14 protein-coding genes are annotated in these 15,162 nt (G+C 70.1%); 2 read left to right on the top strand and 12 right to left on the bottom strand.

Annotated elements, in window-relative coordinates; translation table 11 throughout:
* Positions 1-120 precede the first annotated feature (120 nt).
* Both ABIC63_RS22170 and ABIC63_RS22165 read right to left on the bottom strand, forming a co-directional pair.
* The gene (locus ABIC63_RS22170; protein ID WP_354321400.1) at positions 121-2,655 is read right to left on the bottom strand and encodes a YbcC family protein; all 2,535 of its coding nucleotides are present in this window, start codon (positions 2,653-2,655) and stop codon (positions 121-123) included.
* Positions 2,656-2,690: 35 nt separating this feature from the next.
* On the bottom strand, positions 2,691-4,244 hold the full coding sequence (locus tag ABIC63_RS22165; RefSeq protein ID WP_354321399.1) for an NADH-quinone oxidoreductase subunit L: 1,554 nt from the start codon (positions 4,242-4,244) through the stop codon (positions 2,691-2,693).
* A gap of 97 nt (positions 4,245-4,341) precedes the next feature.
* On the opposite strand from ABIC63_RS22165, the gene ABIC63_RS22160 reads away from it, so the two are divergent.
* Positions 4,342-5,250: a LysR family transcriptional regulator gene (locus ABIC63_RS22160; protein WP_294375198.1), complete on the top strand. Its 909-nt coding sequence runs from the start codon at positions 4,342-4,344 to the stop codon at positions 5,248-5,250.
* Positions 5,251-5,271: 21 nt separating this feature from the next.
* On the opposite strand, the gene ABIC63_RS22155 is transcribed toward ABIC63_RS22160, so the two are convergent.
* From ABIC63_RS22155 to ABIC63_RS22135, 5 genes are all read right to left on the bottom strand, one after another.
* Entirely contained in the window at positions 5,272-5,538 is a 267-nt protein-coding gene (locus ABIC63_RS22155; protein ID WP_294375201.1) for a hypothetical protein, read from the bottom strand.
* Positions 5,539-5,643: 105 nt separating this feature from the next.
* Positions 5,644-6,642 carry a TRAP transporter substrate-binding protein gene (locus ABIC63_RS22150; RefSeq protein ID WP_294375204.1) on the bottom strand — a complete coding sequence of 333 codons (999 nt, stop codon included), beginning with the start codon at positions 6,640-6,642 and terminating at the stop codon, positions 5,644-5,646.
* Between the two features lie 56 nt (positions 6,643-6,698).
* Positions 6,699-7,979 (bottom strand): TRAP transporter large permease subunit, encoded by a 1,281-nt coding sequence (locus ABIC63_RS22145; protein ID WP_354321398.1) that lies wholly within the window; start codon positions 7,977-7,979, stop codon positions 6,699-6,701.
* 10 nt (positions 7,980-7,989) lie between these two features.
* The gene (locus ABIC63_RS22140; protein ID WP_294375211.1) at positions 7,990-8,484 is read right to left on the bottom strand and encodes a TRAP transporter small permease; all 495 of its coding nucleotides are present in this window, start codon (positions 8,482-8,484) and stop codon (positions 7,990-7,992) included.
* A 131-nt stretch (positions 8,485-8,615) separates the two neighbouring features.
* Positions 8,616-9,293, bottom strand: coding sequence for a TetR/AcrR family transcriptional regulator (locus tag ABIC63_RS22135; RefSeq protein WP_294375214.1), 678 nt, complete (start codon positions 9,291-9,293; stop codon positions 8,616-8,618).
* 61 nt (positions 9,294-9,354) lie between these two features.
* Here ABIC63_RS22135 and ABIC63_RS22130 point away from each other — a divergent pair, with 61 nt between their 5' ends.
* Positions 9,355-9,666: an ATP-binding protein gene (locus tag ABIC63_RS22130; RefSeq protein ID WP_294375216.1), complete on the top strand. Its 312-nt coding sequence runs from the start codon at positions 9,355-9,357 to the stop codon at positions 9,664-9,666.
* Here ABIC63_RS22130 and ABIC63_RS22125 read toward each other — a convergent pair.
* From ABIC63_RS22125 to ABIC63_RS22105, 5 genes are read right to left on the bottom strand one after another with little or no spacing between them, the layout of a single operon-like run.
* Positions 9,642-10,091, bottom strand: coding sequence for a YchJ family protein (locus tag ABIC63_RS22125; protein ID WP_354321397.1), 450 nt, complete (start codon positions 10,089-10,091; stop codon positions 9,642-9,644). The genes ABIC63_RS22130 and ABIC63_RS22125 overlap by 25 nt on opposite strands.
* Positions 10,092-10,102: 11 nt before the next feature.
* Positions 10,103-11,905 (bottom strand): hybrid sensor histidine kinase/response regulator, encoded by a 1,803-nt coding sequence (locus ABIC63_RS22120; RefSeq protein ID WP_294375222.1) that lies wholly within the window; start codon positions 11,903-11,905, stop codon positions 10,103-10,105.
* A 30-nt stretch (positions 11,906-11,935) separates the two neighbouring features.
* Positions 11,936-13,066, bottom strand: a complete 1,131-nt coding sequence (locus ABIC63_RS22115) for an acyl-CoA dehydrogenase family protein (RefSeq protein WP_354321396.1) — start codon at positions 13,064-13,066, stop codon at positions 11,936-11,938.
* A 49-nt stretch (positions 13,067-13,115) separates the two neighbouring features.
* Positions 13,116-13,748 carry a pyridoxamine 5'-phosphate oxidase family protein gene (locus tag ABIC63_RS22110; RefSeq protein ID WP_354321395.1) on the bottom strand — a complete coding sequence of 211 codons (633 nt, stop codon included), beginning with the start codon at positions 13,746-13,748 and terminating at the stop codon, positions 13,116-13,118.
* 13 nt (positions 13,749-13,761) lie between these two features.
* Positions 13,762-15,012, bottom strand: coding sequence for a glutamate carboxypeptidase (locus ABIC63_RS22105; RefSeq protein WP_354321394.1), 1,251 nt, complete (start codon positions 15,010-15,012; stop codon positions 13,762-13,764).
* Between the last annotated feature and the right edge of the window lie 150 nt (positions 15,013-15,162).

Raw genomic sequence — 15,162 nt, 5'->3', positions numbered from 1 at the left:
ACCGCTACATACTTCGTTCTCGGCAGTCCGATCTTCTCCGACTCTTGCTTCCCCTCCACACCCGGACTGTCTTGGGGCCCGCTTTACGGCGGGCCCTTTTTCTTTTCAGGGCCCGCATCTTCAGGCCAGCATGTGCCACCGGCCTTCCGCCAGACGCTGCAAGGCCTGCCCCTCGAAGCGCCACAGGTGCAGCCAGCCGTTGACCAGCAGGTCGCGAACCACGGCATGCTCGGTGATCACCGCCTCGATGGCCGCCTGCGGTGCGTCGATGACCACGGTGAGCCGCAGCGGCTCATGCACCCAGCGTTGGCCATCGTGCAGCGACTGACGCGCGAGGCCGATGCGCAGGTCGCCGCCATTGCCCTCGAACACCCCCAGCGTGCCGCCCACCACGTTGTGCAGCAGCTTGTTGCCACTGCCCATCCGCACGGGGTCGCAGGTGGAGGCGTGGTACTGCCAGTTGATCCAGTGCGTGACCAGCATGGGCGCGGTCATCAACTGGGTCAGCAACTGGCCTTGCGGGTCCAGCGCGGCGTCGTAGTCGTGCAGGAAGACGCGCCCGCCCAGGTCCACGTTCTGGCTGCGATGGCGTGGCGCGATCAGGAAGGCGGCATTGCCCGCGAGACCCCATTCCGGACGCGTCTGCGCCCCGTCGTTGGCGCGGCGGCGCAGCTGGCGATGCAGCACCTCCGCCGGCGCCCTCGGATCCAGGCCCAGGCGCGGCGCGCGCTCGCGGCGCACCTGGTCCGCGGCGGCCTCGATGACGGGCTGCAGCCGGTCCCAGCGGGTGCGGGCGTCGGGTGAGAGCCGGTCGAGGTCGAAGCCCTCGATCTCGTCGGTCGAGGTGTTGTGCAGCGCGGCCACGAACACCGTGGACGCGGGCACGTCGATGCCCTGCGCCTTCAGGCCTTCGCGCACCGCAGCATCGTTGAGCAGCTGCGCCAGGCTGCGCGCATTGACTTCGCCCGTCTGGCCGCAGCACGCGCCGCAGTCGAGCGCCGCCGCATGCGCGTTGTTGGCCGACTGGCTGCCGTGGCCCACCAGCAGCACCAGCGGCGCGAGCCCCCGCACGAGGCCCATGGACTGCAGCACGCGCGCCGCCAGCGTCACGCGCGCCTCGTCATCCAGGCCGAGCAGCTGCGGCCGGCACACCGACCGGTAGCGCGCGGGCAGGCCGTCCAGATCGTCGCGCGCGCGGTCCTGCACGCCAGGGCGCAGCCAGCGGCCCAGCCGGCCCAGGTAGCCCAGGCCGGCGGCCTCGACGAAGGAGAAGGCCGCGCCCGGCCAGCGGCTGGCGGCATGCCACTGGTCGCCCAGCGCGAAGCGATGCTGGCGGGCCCGCACGGCCTGCCGCTGCAGCTGCGCCGCTGCGGCAGCGTCGCGGGCATCGGCCGGCACCAGGACATCGCCCACCGTCACGGCGGGCGCCAGGAGCCCGGGCAGCTGCGGCCGCTGCGCGGCGGTGCCCAGCGGCGTGTACGCGAGCGGCAGGCCGAAGAAGCCGGCCACGCCCAGGGTCTGCATACTGGGGCAGGCCGCTTCCAGCGCGCGGCGCAGGGGCTCGCTGCGCACGTCGATGCAGAAGGCGGCCTGTACCTCGGGCGTCGGCACCGCAGGCGACAACGTACGGCCGGCCAGCGACGCCGCAAGGCCACGCTGGTAACCGGCCTCCAGGGCCACCTGCCAGACCTCGTCCACACGCAGCGCCTGCTCGGCCTGCGCCAGCACCTCCGGCGCACGGCCCCACTCGCGCTGCACGGTCGCGAAGGCCTGCCGGGCGGCGAGGTCGTCCTTGCAATCCAGCAGCAGCGCGCCCCAGGCCAGGCGGATGGCCAGCAGCTCGCGCAGGTGCGGATCGTCACGGCCCGCCAGCCGGGCCTGCCAGCCCAGGTAGGCGCACCACGACGCCCAGCCATTGACGGTGAGCAGCACCGACTCCAGGTAGTCGGCCCACACGGCCGGCGGCAGGCCCAGGCGCTCGATCACCCAGTGCTCGGCCTCGCGGGCCGTGGGTGGCAGGGCGTCGATGCTGCGGCCGATGTGCGGCAGACCCATGAGCAGGCCGATGCCGTGGTCGTGCTGCAGCGTCTCGCGCCAGAAGGCGTAGAGCCCCTGCTTGCGCGCCGGCTGCCAGTCGGCCTGGTGCCGGTCGAACCACGCGGCGCAGGTCTGGCTGACCTGGTGGGTGATGGCCTGCCGCCAAGCCAGGCGCGTGTGCCGCTGCGGGTCGTTGTCGAGCACGTCGATCAGCAGCGGCAGTGGCTGCACCGGCAGGGGCCGCGCCAGCGCGGCCACGCAGGCCTCGGGCGTGAGTTCCGCTTCATGCAACTGCTGCAGGGCCTGCTGCAGGTCGGCGGCCGTGATGCGGCCTTCGGTCCAGGCCTGCGCCTGCCGCTCGCGCGGCGGGAAGACCTGAATGCCGCCCAGCACGGCCATGCGCGCCGCCACCCGGCGCACCGGCATGCCGGTGCGCGACCAGTGCGGGTTGACGGCGATGGCACTGTCCAGCGGCCAGGCGGGCGCGATGGCCTCGCAGGCGCGGCGGCAGGCGGCGTCGATCCGGTCGGCCTGCAGGCCGCCGGGTGGGGGCCGCGTCGTGGCATCGATGGATGCCGCGGCAGAGGCAACGCGTGGAGGATTCAGGACATCCGTCATGGTGTTCTCCGTGTGAGGGATGGGATCGGGCGCACTCAGGCGGCGGGCACCGACAGCTGGCCGGCCTGCGCAGTACGACGCGCCTCGGGCGTCCACCTGGCCGGCCACAGCCGCAGGGCGAGGCGGGTGTAAACCTCATCGACATAGAAGCCGGCATAGCTCCAGCGCCGCGCGCGTGCCAGGGCCTGGGGCCGCCATTGCAGCGTGGCGAGGCCCAGGTAGAGCAGGACCATGCCCAGCAGCGCCACGGGGCCGGCCAGCGCCTGCGGCGCATCCTGCAGCCCCAGCGGCAGCGCATGCATCAGGCGCGCGGCCAGGGCCAGGCCGCCGATCATCAGCAGGCCCCAGAGCAGGGCCCGCACACGGGCACCGACCGCCGCCGGCGCGGCCGGCAGCCACAGCATCGGCGCCCAGGCCAGGCCGAGCAGCGCGCTCCACCACAGCGGCCAGGCCGGGCCGCCCATGGCGGCGAGCACGACGAGCACCATGCCGATGGCCAGCACCGGCGCCAGCAGCAGGCTGAGCGCCGTGGGCACGGCCGGCGCATGCAGCGCCTGCCGCCGCGTGTCGCGCACCACGCCCGAGGCCGACAGGAAGGCATGCGCCTTGTAGAGCGAGTGGCCGATCAGGTGCAGCGCCGCCAGCGTGTACAGGCCCACGGCGCATTCCAGCAGCATGAAGCCCATCTGCGCCACGGTGGACCAGGCCAGCCGCACCTTGATGCTGATGCGCGTGAGCATGACCAGGCCCGCCAGCACCGCGGTGGCCAGGCCGAAGCCCAGCAGCAGCCAGCGCGCCGGTGCCGCCGCGTCCAGCAGCGGCGCGAAGCGGATCAGCACGAAGCCGCCCAGGTTGACCACGCCCGCATGCAGCAGAGCCGACACCGGCGTCGGCGCCTCCATCACCTGGATGAGCCAGCCATGCACCGGCAGCAGCGCCGTGCGCAACACCACCGCCAGGATCAGCGCCACGGCAGCCCACTGCAAAGGCATGGACAGGCCGTGCTGCGCGACATGCGCCCACAGCGCCGACAGCGAGCCGCTGCCCACCTCGCGCCAGGCCAGGCCCGCGGCCAGAAGCAGCAGCCCGTCGGCGACCCGGTCGGCGATGCGCTTCTTATGCGCGGCCAGCAGCGCGAAGGGACGGTCCGGGTAGAAGCACAGCAGCGACTGCAGGGCGACGCCGACGGCGGCCCAGGCGGCGATCAGCACCAGCCAGTGGTCGGCCATCAGCAGCAGGTGCACGGCCGCCAGCACGCCGCCCAGCGCGGCGGCATAGCGGCGCTGGCCGGCCTCGCCTTCCAGGTAGCGGGCCGAGAAGCCGGCGATCACGGTGCCCAGGCCCTGCACCAGCAGCGCCAGCACGAGGCCGAGCACCGTGGGCTGCAGGCCGGGTAAGCCCTGCAGCCGCACCGGGCCGGCCAGCAGCGCCAGCGCCGCAGCCGCCAGCGCCAGGACGCACAGCGCCTGGAAGCCGCGCCAGCTGGCCGCCACGGCCAGCCGGCCCGACAGGGCGAGCGCTGCGGCCAGCGCCATGGCGAGGGGCGGCAGCAGCGACAGGGCCGGCCCCGGGATGTGTGCGAAGTCCATCGCGAACCCTCCGAAGAAAACTGGGCGCGATGATGCTTGGCGGATTTCGTTCTGTAAATTACATTGATACGAACCAATCGATCTTCAAAAAGGAACGATGCAGCTGGAGCAGCTTAACTTCCACCACCTGTTCTATTTCTGGCGCGTGGCCATCCTGGGCCACCTGACGCGGGCGGCCGAGGAACTGCACACCTCCCAGTCGGCCGTATCGGCGCAGATCCGGCAGCTGGAGGACCGGCTGGGCGAGGCGCTGTTCACGCGCGAGGGCCGGCGGCTGGTGCTCACCGACACCGGCCAGCTGGTGCTGGCCTATGCCGAGAACATCTTCGGCCTGGGCCAGGAGATGCTCGGCCGGCTGCAGGGCCGCAGCGCCGGCGTCACGCGCCTGCGTGTCGGCGCCGTGGCCACGCTGTCGCGCAACTACCAGGAGAACTGGCTGCGCCCGCTGCTGGCCGATCCGGCGGTGGTGCTCACGCTGGAGTCGGGCCTGCTCGAAGGCCTGGTCGAGCGCCTGGTGCAGCACCAGCTCGACGTGGTGCTGGCCACCGAGACCGTGCCGGCCGACCCTGACCGGCCGCTGCACTGCCGGCTGCTGGGCAGCCAGTCGATCTCGCTGGTGGGCCCGGCCAGCCGCTGGCAGGGCCGGCCGCTGCGCATCCCGGAGGACCTCGATGGGCTGGAGATCGCCCTGCCCGGCCCACGCCACGCGCTGCGTGGGCAGTTCGACGGCCTGTGCGCCTCGGCCGGCGTGACGCCCCGGCTGCGCGCCGAGGTGGACGACATGGCCATGCTGCGACTGATCGCGCGCGACAGCGGCTGGCTCACGGTGCTGCCCGAGGTGGTGGTACAGGACGAGTTGCGCAACGGCACGCTGGCGATCGTGGGGCGCTCCGACGCGCTGCAGGAGCGCTTCTACGCGATCACCACGCCGCACCGGCACCGCATCGAGGTGCTGGAACGGCTGATGGCGCAGGCGCCGGCGCAGCGCGGACCCGGCGCTGCATAGGTTTGGTCGGACGAGGCGGCGTCAAACGCCGGCCAGCGGCCACTCCTGCCCGTCCGCCGTCACCAGCACGCCGAGGGTGGTGTCGCTCTGCGCCAGCGGCACGCCCATGAAGCGTTCCTTGTCCAGCCCTTCGTCGCCCATGTTGATGGCGATGCGGCCATTGCGCCGGGCCTGGATCAGCGCGTCGTACTGGGCCGGCGTGAGCAGCAGCTTCTGCGGGTAAGCGTTGTCGTGCTCGGCCCAGTGCTTGCGGATGGCGTGGAGGGCGAGGTCGTAGAGAGTGGCCATGGCGGGATCATAGAAAACATGGGCACCGGGCCCTGCGGGCCCAAAGAAAAAGGCGGCCCGCAGGCCGCCTCGATGGACAGGGCCACACGCGCGGCCCTGCCGCCATCACTTCCGCAGCTTGGCCAGCTCGGCCATCATGGCCTGCACGGTGCCCTCGCCCACGCTGGCCGAGTTCTTGTCGATCACGGGCTTCATCTTCTCGCGCAGCTTGGTCACCTCGGCGGCGGACAACTCGTTCACTTCCATGCCGGCCTTCTTCAGGTCTTCCAGGCCGCTTTGCAGAATGGCGCGCGACTGGGTGCGCTCGTACTGGGCCGACTCGACCGCGGCCTCCTTCAGGATCTTCTGGTCGGCCGGCGGCAGCTGGTCCCAGAACTTCTTGCTGATCACCACCGACTGCGGGTTGTACTGGTGGTTGGTGATCGTCATGTACTTCTGCACTTCGTAGAGTTTGGCGGCCTTGATGGTGGCCACCGGGTTCTCCTGGCCGTCCACCGCCTTCTGCTCCAGCGCGGCATACACCTCCGGGAAGGGCAGCGGGGTGGGGTTGGCACCCAGCGCCTTGACCCAGTCCACATTGATCGGACTGGGGATCACGCGCAGCTTGAGGCCCGCAATGTCTTCCACCTTCTGGATCGGGCGCTTGCTGTTGGTGATCTGGCGGAAGCCCAGCTCGTAATAGGCCAGGCCGACCAGGCCCTTGTCTTCCAGCTTCTTGTGCAGGTTCTGGCCGAAGGGGCCGTCCACCACCGCATCGGCCTCGCGCGCGTTGCCGAAGAGGAAGGGGAAGTCGTAGATCGCGAAGTCCTTCACCAGGCTGGAGAAGATGCCCGAGTTCATCGACGCCATCTCGAGCGTGCCGCCCTGCAGGGCCGACACGTTGGCCTGGTCGCTGCCCAGCACGCCGCCGGGGAAGACCTGCACCTTCAGGCGGCCGGCGGACTTCTTGTCCACCAGCTCCGCGAACTTCTCCATGCCCAGCACGATGGGGTGGCCCTTGGCGTTCTGGTTGGCGAACTTGATGGTGCGCGTCTGCGCGGGCGCCATGCCGGCGGCGGCGAGGGCCACGGCGGCCACGATGGTCTTGAGGAAGAGTCGCTTCATGTCGGGGGTCTCCTGGGTCGCGAGAAGAAAAACGGAAAGAAGAAAGGAGCGGTCGCTCAGCCGTGGAACCAGCGCGCAGGCACGATCACCAGGGCGGGGAAGAACACCATCAGGAACATCACGCCGAACTGCGCCACCATGAAGGGCCACACGCCCTTGGTGACCTCGTCCATGCTCACCTTGCCCACGCCGGCCACGGTGCTGAGCACCGTGCCCACCGGCGGCGTGATCAGGCCGATGGCGTTGTTGATGATGAACAGCACGCCGAAGTACACCGGGTCGATGCCCGCGGCCTTGACGATGGGCATGAACACCGGCGTGAGGATCAGGATGGTGGGCGTCATGTCCATGGCCGTGCCCACCAGCATGGTGATGACCATGATCACGAACATCAGCAGGATCGGGCGGTCGAGCAGGGGCTGCAGCACGGCCACCAGTTCGGCCGGCAGGTTGGCCACGGTGATCATCCAGGCCGACACCATCGCTGCGGCCACCAGGAACATGATGACGGCGGTGGTGCGCGCGGCGGCCTCGAACAGGCCGTAGAGCTGCGAGAGCTTGAGCTCCTTGTAGATCACGGTCGAGACGAATAGCGCGTACACGGCGGCCACCACGGCCGCCTCGGTGGGCGTGAAGACGCCGAACTTCAGGCCCACGATCACGATCACCGGCAGCACGAGCGCGAAGGTGGCGTCCTTGAGGGCGGTGAGCACCTCGGCGCGGCTGGCACGCGGGGCGGGCTGGATGTTCTCCTTGCGCACCAGCCACCACCAGGTGATCCACAGCGCCGCGCCCAGCATGATGCCCGGCGCGATGCCGGCCATGAAGAGCTTGGAGATCGACACATTGGCCGCCACGCCGAAGACCACGAAGCCGATGGAGGGCGGGATGATGGGCGCGATGATCGAGGCCGCCGACAGCAGGCCCGCCGAGCGCGCCTTGTCGTAGCCGGCGCGGTTCATCATGGGCAGCAGCAGCGCCGCAAGGGCGGCGGCATCGGCCACGGCCGAGCCCGACAGCGAGGCCATGATGATGGCCGCCATGATGCCCACGTAGCCCAGGCCGCCGCGCACATGGCCCACCAGCGTCATCGCGAAGTTGACGATGCGCCGAGACAGGCCGCCGGCATTCATGATCTCGCCGGCCAGCATGAAGAAGGGCACGGCCAGCAGCGGGAAGCTGTTGGCGCCCTCCAGCGTGTTCTGCGCCAGGATCTGCGGATCGAACATGTCCATGTGCCACATCAGCGCCGCGCCGCAGGCCAGCAGCGAGAAGGCGATGGGCACGCCCAGGGCCATGGCGCCGAGCAGGGCGCCGAGGAAGATCGCGATGGTCATGGCCGTCCTTTCAGCGCGAGGGTTGGGAGGCGGCCTCGTGCGGCGCGTCCTCGGATTCGGTCACGCCGATCAGCTCGGACTCGGCGAGCCGGCCCGCCAGCAGCGCCACGAACTCGGTGGCGATGAAGACCATGGCGATGGCCGAGAAGAACACGCCCGCGCCGTAGAACCAGGCCATGGAGACCTCCATGACGGCGCTGGTGCTCTCGCGGTTGATCTGCATCTGCACCCACGAGCCCTGCAGCATGAAGAAGCACAGCATCAGCATGAGCAGGTGGCTGGCGCCCAGGCACAGCTTCTTGCCCACGCGCGGCAGGCGCGACACCAGCGTGTCTGTGCCCAGGTGCTGGTGCGAGCGCAGCGCCACCAGCGCGCCCAGGAAGGTCATCCACACGAAGAGCCAGCGCGACAGCTCCTCGGAGATCAGCAGGCCGTCGTTGAAGCCATAGCGCAGCACGACGTTGCCGAACACCATGACCACCATCAGCGCCAGGCAGACGACCATGGCGAAGGAGAAAAACCGGCACAGCCGATCGAGACAGTTCCCCCACATACACGCTCCTTGAAGAAGGGCGGAGTTTGTACGAACTGGTTAGTTTTTCGCTCCCGGAGAAACCCGAGGCCGGGGGGCGGCGGTCAGGGCGCGCTGACGAAGCGCACCACCATGTCGATCACGCTTTCCCGGCGGTGCGCCATGTAGGCGGCGGAGGTGGTGTCGAGCTTGAACAGCGCCCCGAATGTATGCCGGTTCGAGACGTTGAAGAAGCTCAGCGCCGAAATAGAGGCATGGATGTCCACCGCGTCGAGCCCGGGCCGGAAGACGCCGCTGGCGAGGCCCCTCGCATACAGCCGCTCGATGGCCGCAATGGCCGGCACGTTCAGCTCCTGGATGCGCTGCGAGGCGGCGATGTACTGGCCGCGGTGGATGTTCTCGCTCATCACCAGGCGAATGAAGCGTTCGTGCTGCAGGTGGTGGTCGAAGGTGAAGGCCACCAGGCGGCGCAGTGCGGTCTCGGGCTCCAGGTCCTCCAGGCGCAGGTCGGCCTCGATCTCGCGGACCTGCCGGTACGACTCTTCCAGCACGGCAAGGTACAGGCCCTCCTTGCTGCCGAAGTAGTAGTAGATCATCCGCTTGCTCGTCTGCGTCAGCGCGGCGATCTCGTCGATGCGGGCCCCGGCCAGGCCCTTTTCAGCAAACTCCTCGGCCGCCACTTCAAGGATGTTGGCGCGCGTGCGCTCCGGATCGTTGGTGCGGCTGGCGGCAGGCTTCGCGGCGGCACTGCGGCGCACGCGCGAATGGACGAGTTCGTTCATTTTTTCAGTATAGGGCGCGGCCCTGCCTCGGCGAGCGAACGTAGACTGGGCCAGGAACACCATGGCCAGCGACGCCCCTCCCGCTTCATCGCGCGACAGCCGCCACCGCCCCGGCTGGCTGCCCCTGGTCGACGCCGCGCGCTGCACCGGCTGCGGCTGGTGCGTGGCGGCCTGCCCACCGCATGTGCTCAGTCTCGAAAGCCGCGACTGGAAGAAGCAGGCGGTGTTGCATGACGCCCCCGCCTGCACCGGCTGCAGCGATTGCGCGGTGGTGTGTCCTTTCCATGCCATCGCCATGCGGCGGGTGGCTGCGGCGGGTCCACGGGTGGACGCGCCAAGCGAGGCAGATCAGCGCAGGTCGCCGTCCACGTAATACCAGCGGCCGTCTTCGCGCACGAAGCGGCTGCGCTCGTGCAGGCGCGAAGCCCGGCCGGGGGCATCGCGCGAACGGGCGACGAATTCCACCTCGGCCAAGTCTGCGCCCAGCGGCAGGTGCGCCCGCACATCCAGGCCCAGCCATTGCACCGAAGGCGACTCGGACAACTGCAGCATGGCGGGCCGCGTTCGCGGATGCCAGGTGGCCAGCAGGTAGGCCTCATCGCCCAGGCCATAGGCGGTGTAGCGCGAACGCATGAGCGTCTCCGCATCGGACACGCGCGCGGCACGCTCGTCGGCAGGCGTCTGCGCATCGGCCAGGAAGCGACCGCAGCAGTCGGCGAAGGCGATTGAACGGCCTCGCGCCTTGCGGCCGCAGGGGCAGGGTTGCGAGGACGCGGGCAGCGTCGCGGGTGCGGGCATGGGAAGAGGCATCAGGAAAAGACAGGGCCGGCAGCGGCGGCACCACCGGCTTCCAGGCAGGGGCCGACGGCGCGCACGATGGCGGCCCGCAGCGCAGCCGACGACACGGGCTTGTACAGCAGCTGGAAGCCGGCCGCCTCGACCTGGGCCCGGTCGGCCTGCGCGGTCTCGCCGGTCACCACGACCACCTCGCGCACCTTGCCCAGGCCATGGAGCGTGCGTGCCGCGGCCAGGCCCGACAGACCCTCGCCCAGGCGAAGATCGCTCAGCAGCAGGTCGAAGCGACCGGGCAGCGCCAACGCCTCGCCGGGTGAGGCGGCGACCACCACGTCGTGGCCCCAGCCGCCCAGCAGCGCACGCATGCCCTCGCGCACGGGCGCCTCGTCGTCCAGCACCAGGATGCGTGCCGGTGTACAGGGCGGCAGCGCTTCGGCGGCCGGCGCCTCGGGTAGCGGCGGCGCGGCCGCGAGCCAGAGCGAGAAGGTGCTGCCCTGCCCCGGCGCGCTGCGCAGTGCGATGCGGCTGCCCAGCGTGCGGGCCATGCTGGCCACCAGCGCCAGGCCCAGGCCCAGCCCGCGCGAACGGTCGCGGCCCGGGTTGTCGACCTGGAAGAACTCCTCGAAGACCTGCTCGCGGTGCTCCGGCGCAATGCCGATGCCACTGTCGCGCACCTCGATGCGCCAGCCTGCCTCGCCGTCCTGCGTGGACGCACGCGCCGCCATCAGCACGCTGCCCTGAGCGGTGTACTTGAGCGCGTTGTCCACCAGGTTGGCGAGCAGGCGGGAGAGCATCTGCGCATCCGCATTCACGCGGGCGGCGGTGGGGCGCGCCCGCAGCCGCAGCCCCTTGGCCGCTGCCGCCGTCGCGAAGCGTCCATGAAGGGCGTCGAACAATTCGCCCAGGTCCACCGGCGCCAGCTGCACGGCCACGGCACCGCGGTCCAGTTGCGCGATGTCGAGCAGCGCATCGACCGAGCCGCGCAGAGCCTCGATGCTGCCCTGCATATGGCGCACGGCGGCCGGTGCGGCGGGACGGCCGCCTTCCAGCGCATCGATGAAGACGGCCAGGGCATGCATGGGCTGGCGCAGGTCGTGGTTGGCCGCGGCAAAGATGCGCGCGCGCTGCGCCGCCAACTGGGCCACGCGGTCCAGCTCGGTCTGCAGGGCCTCGGCCAGGCGGGCGTTCTCCAGGCCCGACTCGATGGCGCCGACGATCAGCAGGTTCTGCTTGCGGGCGTAGTGCAGCGTGGCCAGCAGCTGCGACAGCGCCAGCACGCCCATCAGCACGGCCGGGCCGCCCTCACCGGCCGTCATCAGCCGCACGGCGATGCTGAGGTATAGCGGCACGCCGAAGCACAGCGTGGCCAGCCACCACTGCGCCAGCGCAGCGATCGAGACGCTGGCCACGCCACTGATGAAGAAGTACTGCAGCAGGATGAGCGCCAGGTCGCCGCGCGGAAAGAACAGCCAGGGCGCCGCCGCCCAGACCAGGCCCGGCAGCAGCATGCGCCACTCCAGCCGGCGGCGCCAGCGGGCGGCGTCCTCGGGGCGGAAGGTGGCCGGATCCACGCCGTGCAGGTGGCGGTACATGTGCCACTGCATGCCGTGGACCATCGCGGCCCAGACGAACACGCCCGCCTGCCGCGTGAGCACGGCGAAGGTGATCCAGAAGACGGCCGCCGTGAGCGCCGCCACGAAGGGCGTGTCCCGCGTGTCGAGGATGTAGGCCCGCGCCAGCGTGAGGTCCACGCGTGCATCGGCATGGGGCGCATCGCCCCACCATCGCCGAAGCCGTTGAAGCCTGTCGCCCGTCATCCGGGCAGGATAGCAGCGGCCCGTGACGGCTCAGGCCAGCGCGCGCTGGATCAGCAGCTTCTGGATGTCCGAGGTGCCTTCGTAGATCTGGCACACGCGCACGTCGCGGTAGATGCGCTCCAGCGGAAAGTCCTTCACGTAGCCGTAGCCGCCCAGCGTCTGGATGGCGGCGCTGCACACGCGCTCGGCCATTTCGCTGGCGAAGAGCTTGGCCATGGCGGCCTCCTTGAGGCAGGGCTGGCCGGCATCGCGCAGGCTGGCCGCATGCCAGATGAGCTGGCGCGCGGCCTCCAGTTGCGTGGCGCAGTCGGCCAGGCGAAAGCCCACGGCCTGCTGGTCGAAGATGGGGCCGCCGAAGGCCGTGCGGTCCTTGGCGTACTGCAGCGCGAATTCGAAGGCGCTGCGCGCCATGCCCACGCTCTGCGCCGCGATGCCGATGCGCCCGCCTTCCAGCGCGCCCAGGGCGATCTTGTAGCCCTCGCCTTCGGCGCCGATGAGGTTCTCGGCCGGGATGCGGCAGCCGTCGAACTGGATCAGCGCGGTGTCGCTGCTGTGCTGGCCCAGTTTGTCCTCCAGGCGTGCCACGGTATAGCCCGGCGCATCGGTGGGCACGAGGAAGGCGCTCATGCCCTTCTTGCCGGCGGCCTTGTCGGTCATGGCGATGACGATGGCCACCTGGCCGTTCTTGCCGCTCGTGATGAACTGCTTGGTGCCGTCGATCACCCAGCCGTCGGCGTCTTTCCTGGCCGTGGTGCGCAGGCTGCTGGCATCGCTGCCGGCCTGCGGCTCGGTCAGGCAGAAGGCGCCCAGCATGCGGCCCTGCGCCAGCGGCTCCAGCCATTGCTTCTTCTGCTGCGCATTGCCGTAGCGCATCAGGATGGCGTTGACCGGGCAGTTGGTGACGCTGATGGCGGTGCTGGTGCCACCGTCGCCAGCGGCGATCTCTTCCAGCACCAGCGCGAGCGTGAGGTAGTCCAGGCCGGCGCCCCCATGTTCCTCGGGCACGCAGATGCCGTAGGCGCCCAGCTGGGCCAGGCCCTGGTGAACATCCTTGGGGAAATGGTGGTCGCGGTCCCACTGCGCCGCGTGGGGCCACAGCTCGGCCTGGGCGAACTCGCGCACGGCGTCGCGGATGGCTTCCTGGTCGGGGGTGAGCAGCATGGGTCGAGTCTCCTGTCGTTGTCGTGTGCGGTCGTGAGCCCGCGGAAGATCAGGTGCCGGGGCGCCCTTCCTCGTCGAGCTGCGTGCGGTAGCGGGCCAGCATCTGGTCCTGCGACTCCGCCGGGGCAGCCGTGCCCATCTGGTCGTGGATCATCTGGTTGAGCGTGGGCAGGGCCGAACGCGGCCCCCACGTCGATGCATCCCACAGCTGCGAGCGCATGAAGGCCTTGGGGCAGTGCAGGTAGGCCTCGTGCACCTGCACCTCGACCACCAGCCTGGGTCTCTGGCGCTCGCCCTCGAACTGGCCGGTGAACGCCGGCTCGTCGCGAAGCCGGGCACGGCCGTTGACGCGCAGCGTCTCGTCCACGCCGGGCACCAGGAAGATCAGCGCGATGCGCGGATCGGCCAGCAGGTTCTCGAAGGTGTCGAGCCGGTTGTTGCCGCCGGAATCGGGCAGCAGCAGCGTGCGGCCGTCCTCGCTGGCCTTGACGAAACCGGGCGCACCGCCGCGCGGCGAGGCATCGAGCAGCGCGCCATGCACGCCGCCGCTCGCCACCACGCAGAAGGGCGACAAGGCCACGAAGCGCCGGCCGTGCACGTCAAGGTGGTCGAGTTGCTTGCGCAGCGCGCGCTCGCCGGGGGCGGCATAGAGCGCGCGGAGTTGTTCGGCGTTCTGGATCATGCTGGCGTGCGCTTCAGCGGCCTGCGCCAAGGTCCATGATGAGTCGGGTCGCCATGTACAGGCGGCGCGGGATCGCGTCGATCTGCACATACTCGGCCTTGTCGCTGTGGTAGTTGAAGCCGGGCAGGCCCAGGCTCTCGATCACCGGTTTGCCGGCCAGCGCGGCGTAGGCCGCATCGGTACCGCCGCCGGAGCGTTCTTCGATGACCAGGTTGCCGCCGGCCTCGGTGTAGTAGCCCACGGCCTTGTCGATCAGCACCTTGCCCGCCTCGCCCGCGTTGAAGGCCGGCCGGCCGCGGGTGACCAGCACCTGCACGTCGGCGTTGGGCAGCTTCTTCTTCTGCGCGCGGGCCTCCAGCTCCTTCATGGCCGCCTCGAAGTCCTCGTTGCGGGCGTAGCGCACGTCGGCATTGAGCGTAGCGCTGTCGGGAATGATGTTGGACACGGCGCCGGCCTTGGCGATGGTCCAGTTGAAGCGCAGGCCGCGGGCCTTGTCGTCGATGTCCATGGTGCGAAGCACCAGATCGGACGCCTCGACCAGCGCGTTGACACCCAACTCGGGCGCGGCGCCTGCATGCGAGGCCTTGCCCTTGATGTTGACCTGCACGTAGGCAATGCCCGAGGTGCCCAGCGTGAAGCCCTCCTTGATGGCCGACGAGGGCTCGAAGGACAGCACGTAGTCGGCCTTGGCCGCCTCCTGCTGGATCAGGTCGCGCGAGCCGAAGGAGCCCTTCTCCTCGTCGGTGTTGAACAGCACCGTGATGCTGCCGAAGTCCTGGAAGCCGCGCGCCTTGAGCAACTGCAGCGCATGCAGGATGACGGCGTTGCCGCCCTTGTCGTCGGCGATGCCCGGGCCGTAGGCCTTGTCGCCCTCGATCTTGAAGGGCGACTTGGCCAGCGTGCCCTTGGGGTACACGGTGTCCATGTGCGAGATGAGCAGCAGGCGCTTGCCACCCTTGCCCTTGAGCGTGCCGACGATGTTGTCGCCCACCACCGGGCCGGCCGCCGCGCTGCGCGTGACGGTGAAGCCCAGGGCCTTGAGCCGCTCTTCCAGGTAGGCACCGGCCACGGCCATGCCGTCGGCGTTGCCGGTGCCGGTCTCGATGTTGACCAGCTTCTCCAGCGTCTGGACCACGGCCGGCTGCTCGGCCGTGGCGGCCTGGAGCAGCGCCTCGTCGCGGGCATGGGCCGGAACGGCGGCCAGGAAGGAAGCGGCCAGCAGGCCGGCGAGCAGGGGACGGAGCTTGAAGGAAGACGAAGTCACAGGGAGTCGATAAAAGAAAAGGAACGAGTGGGTCATCCTGCATCCGCGCACATCGAGGGGCCGCGGAGCAGGCCATGTCAAGGCACCCGAGGAACTGGCTTTGCCAGGCCTCCGGGTGCGCCCCCCTCCAAGCCGAAGGCGCAAGAGAGG

Origin of the sequence: Pseudacidovorax sp. 1753 (assembly GCF_040544975.1) — a bacterium.
GTDB lineage: Bacteria > Pseudomonadota > Gammaproteobacteria > Burkholderiales > Burkholderiaceae_C > Xenophilus.
Note: the sequence above shows the minus strand (reverse complement) of the source record. Positions and strands in the feature narration are given on the sequence as shown.

Coding starts and splice junctions, on each gene's coding strand:
- ABIC63_RS22135 (WP_294375214.1), bottom strand. CDS start 9,293: ATGAACGAACTCGTCCATTCGCGCGTGCGCCGCAGTGCCGCCGCGAAG.
- ABIC63_RS22110 (WP_354321395.1), bottom strand. CDS start 13,748: ATGATCCAGAACGCCGAACAACTCCGCGCGCTCTATGCCGCCCCCGGC.
- ABIC63_RS22165 (WP_354321399.1), bottom strand. CDS start 4,244: ATGGACTTCGCACACATCCCGGGGCCGGCCCTGTCGCTGCTGCCGCCC.
- ABIC63_RS22155 (WP_294375201.1), bottom strand. CDS start 5,538: ATGGCCACTCTCTACGACCTCGCCCTCCACGCCATCCGCAAGCACTGG.
- ABIC63_RS22140 (WP_294375211.1), bottom strand. CDS start 8,484: ATGGTCGTCTGCCTGGCGCTGATGGTGGTCATGGTGTTCGGCAACGTC.
- ABIC63_RS22145 (WP_354321398.1), bottom strand. CDS start 7,979: ATGACCATCGCGATCTTCCTCGGCGCCCTGCTCGGCGCCATGGCCCTG.
- ABIC63_RS22120 (WP_294375222.1), bottom strand. CDS start 11,905: ATGACGGGCGACAGGCTTCAACGGCTTCGGCGATGGTGGGGCGATGCG.
- ABIC63_RS22115 (WP_354321396.1), bottom strand. CDS start 13,066: ATGCTGCTCACCCCCGACCAGGAAGCCATCCGCGACGCCGTGCGCGAG.
- ABIC63_RS22150 (WP_294375204.1), bottom strand. CDS start 6,642: ATGAAGCGACTCTTCCTCAAGACCATCGTGGCCGCCGTGGCCCTCGCC.
- ABIC63_RS22170 (WP_354321400.1), bottom strand. CDS start 2,655: ATGACGGATGTCCTGAATCCTCCACGCGTTGCCTCTGCCGCGGCATCC.
- ABIC63_RS22160 (WP_294375198.1), top strand. CDS start 4,342: ATGCAGCTGGAGCAGCTTAACTTCCACCACCTGTTCTATTTCTGGCGC.
- ABIC63_RS22130 (WP_294375216.1), top strand. CDS start 9,355: ATGGCCAGCGACGCCCCTCCCGCTTCATCGCGCGACAGCCGCCACCGC.
- ABIC63_RS22125 (WP_354321397.1), bottom strand. CDS start 10,091: ATGCCCGCACCCGCGACGCTGCCCGCGTCCTCGCAACCCTGCCCCTGC.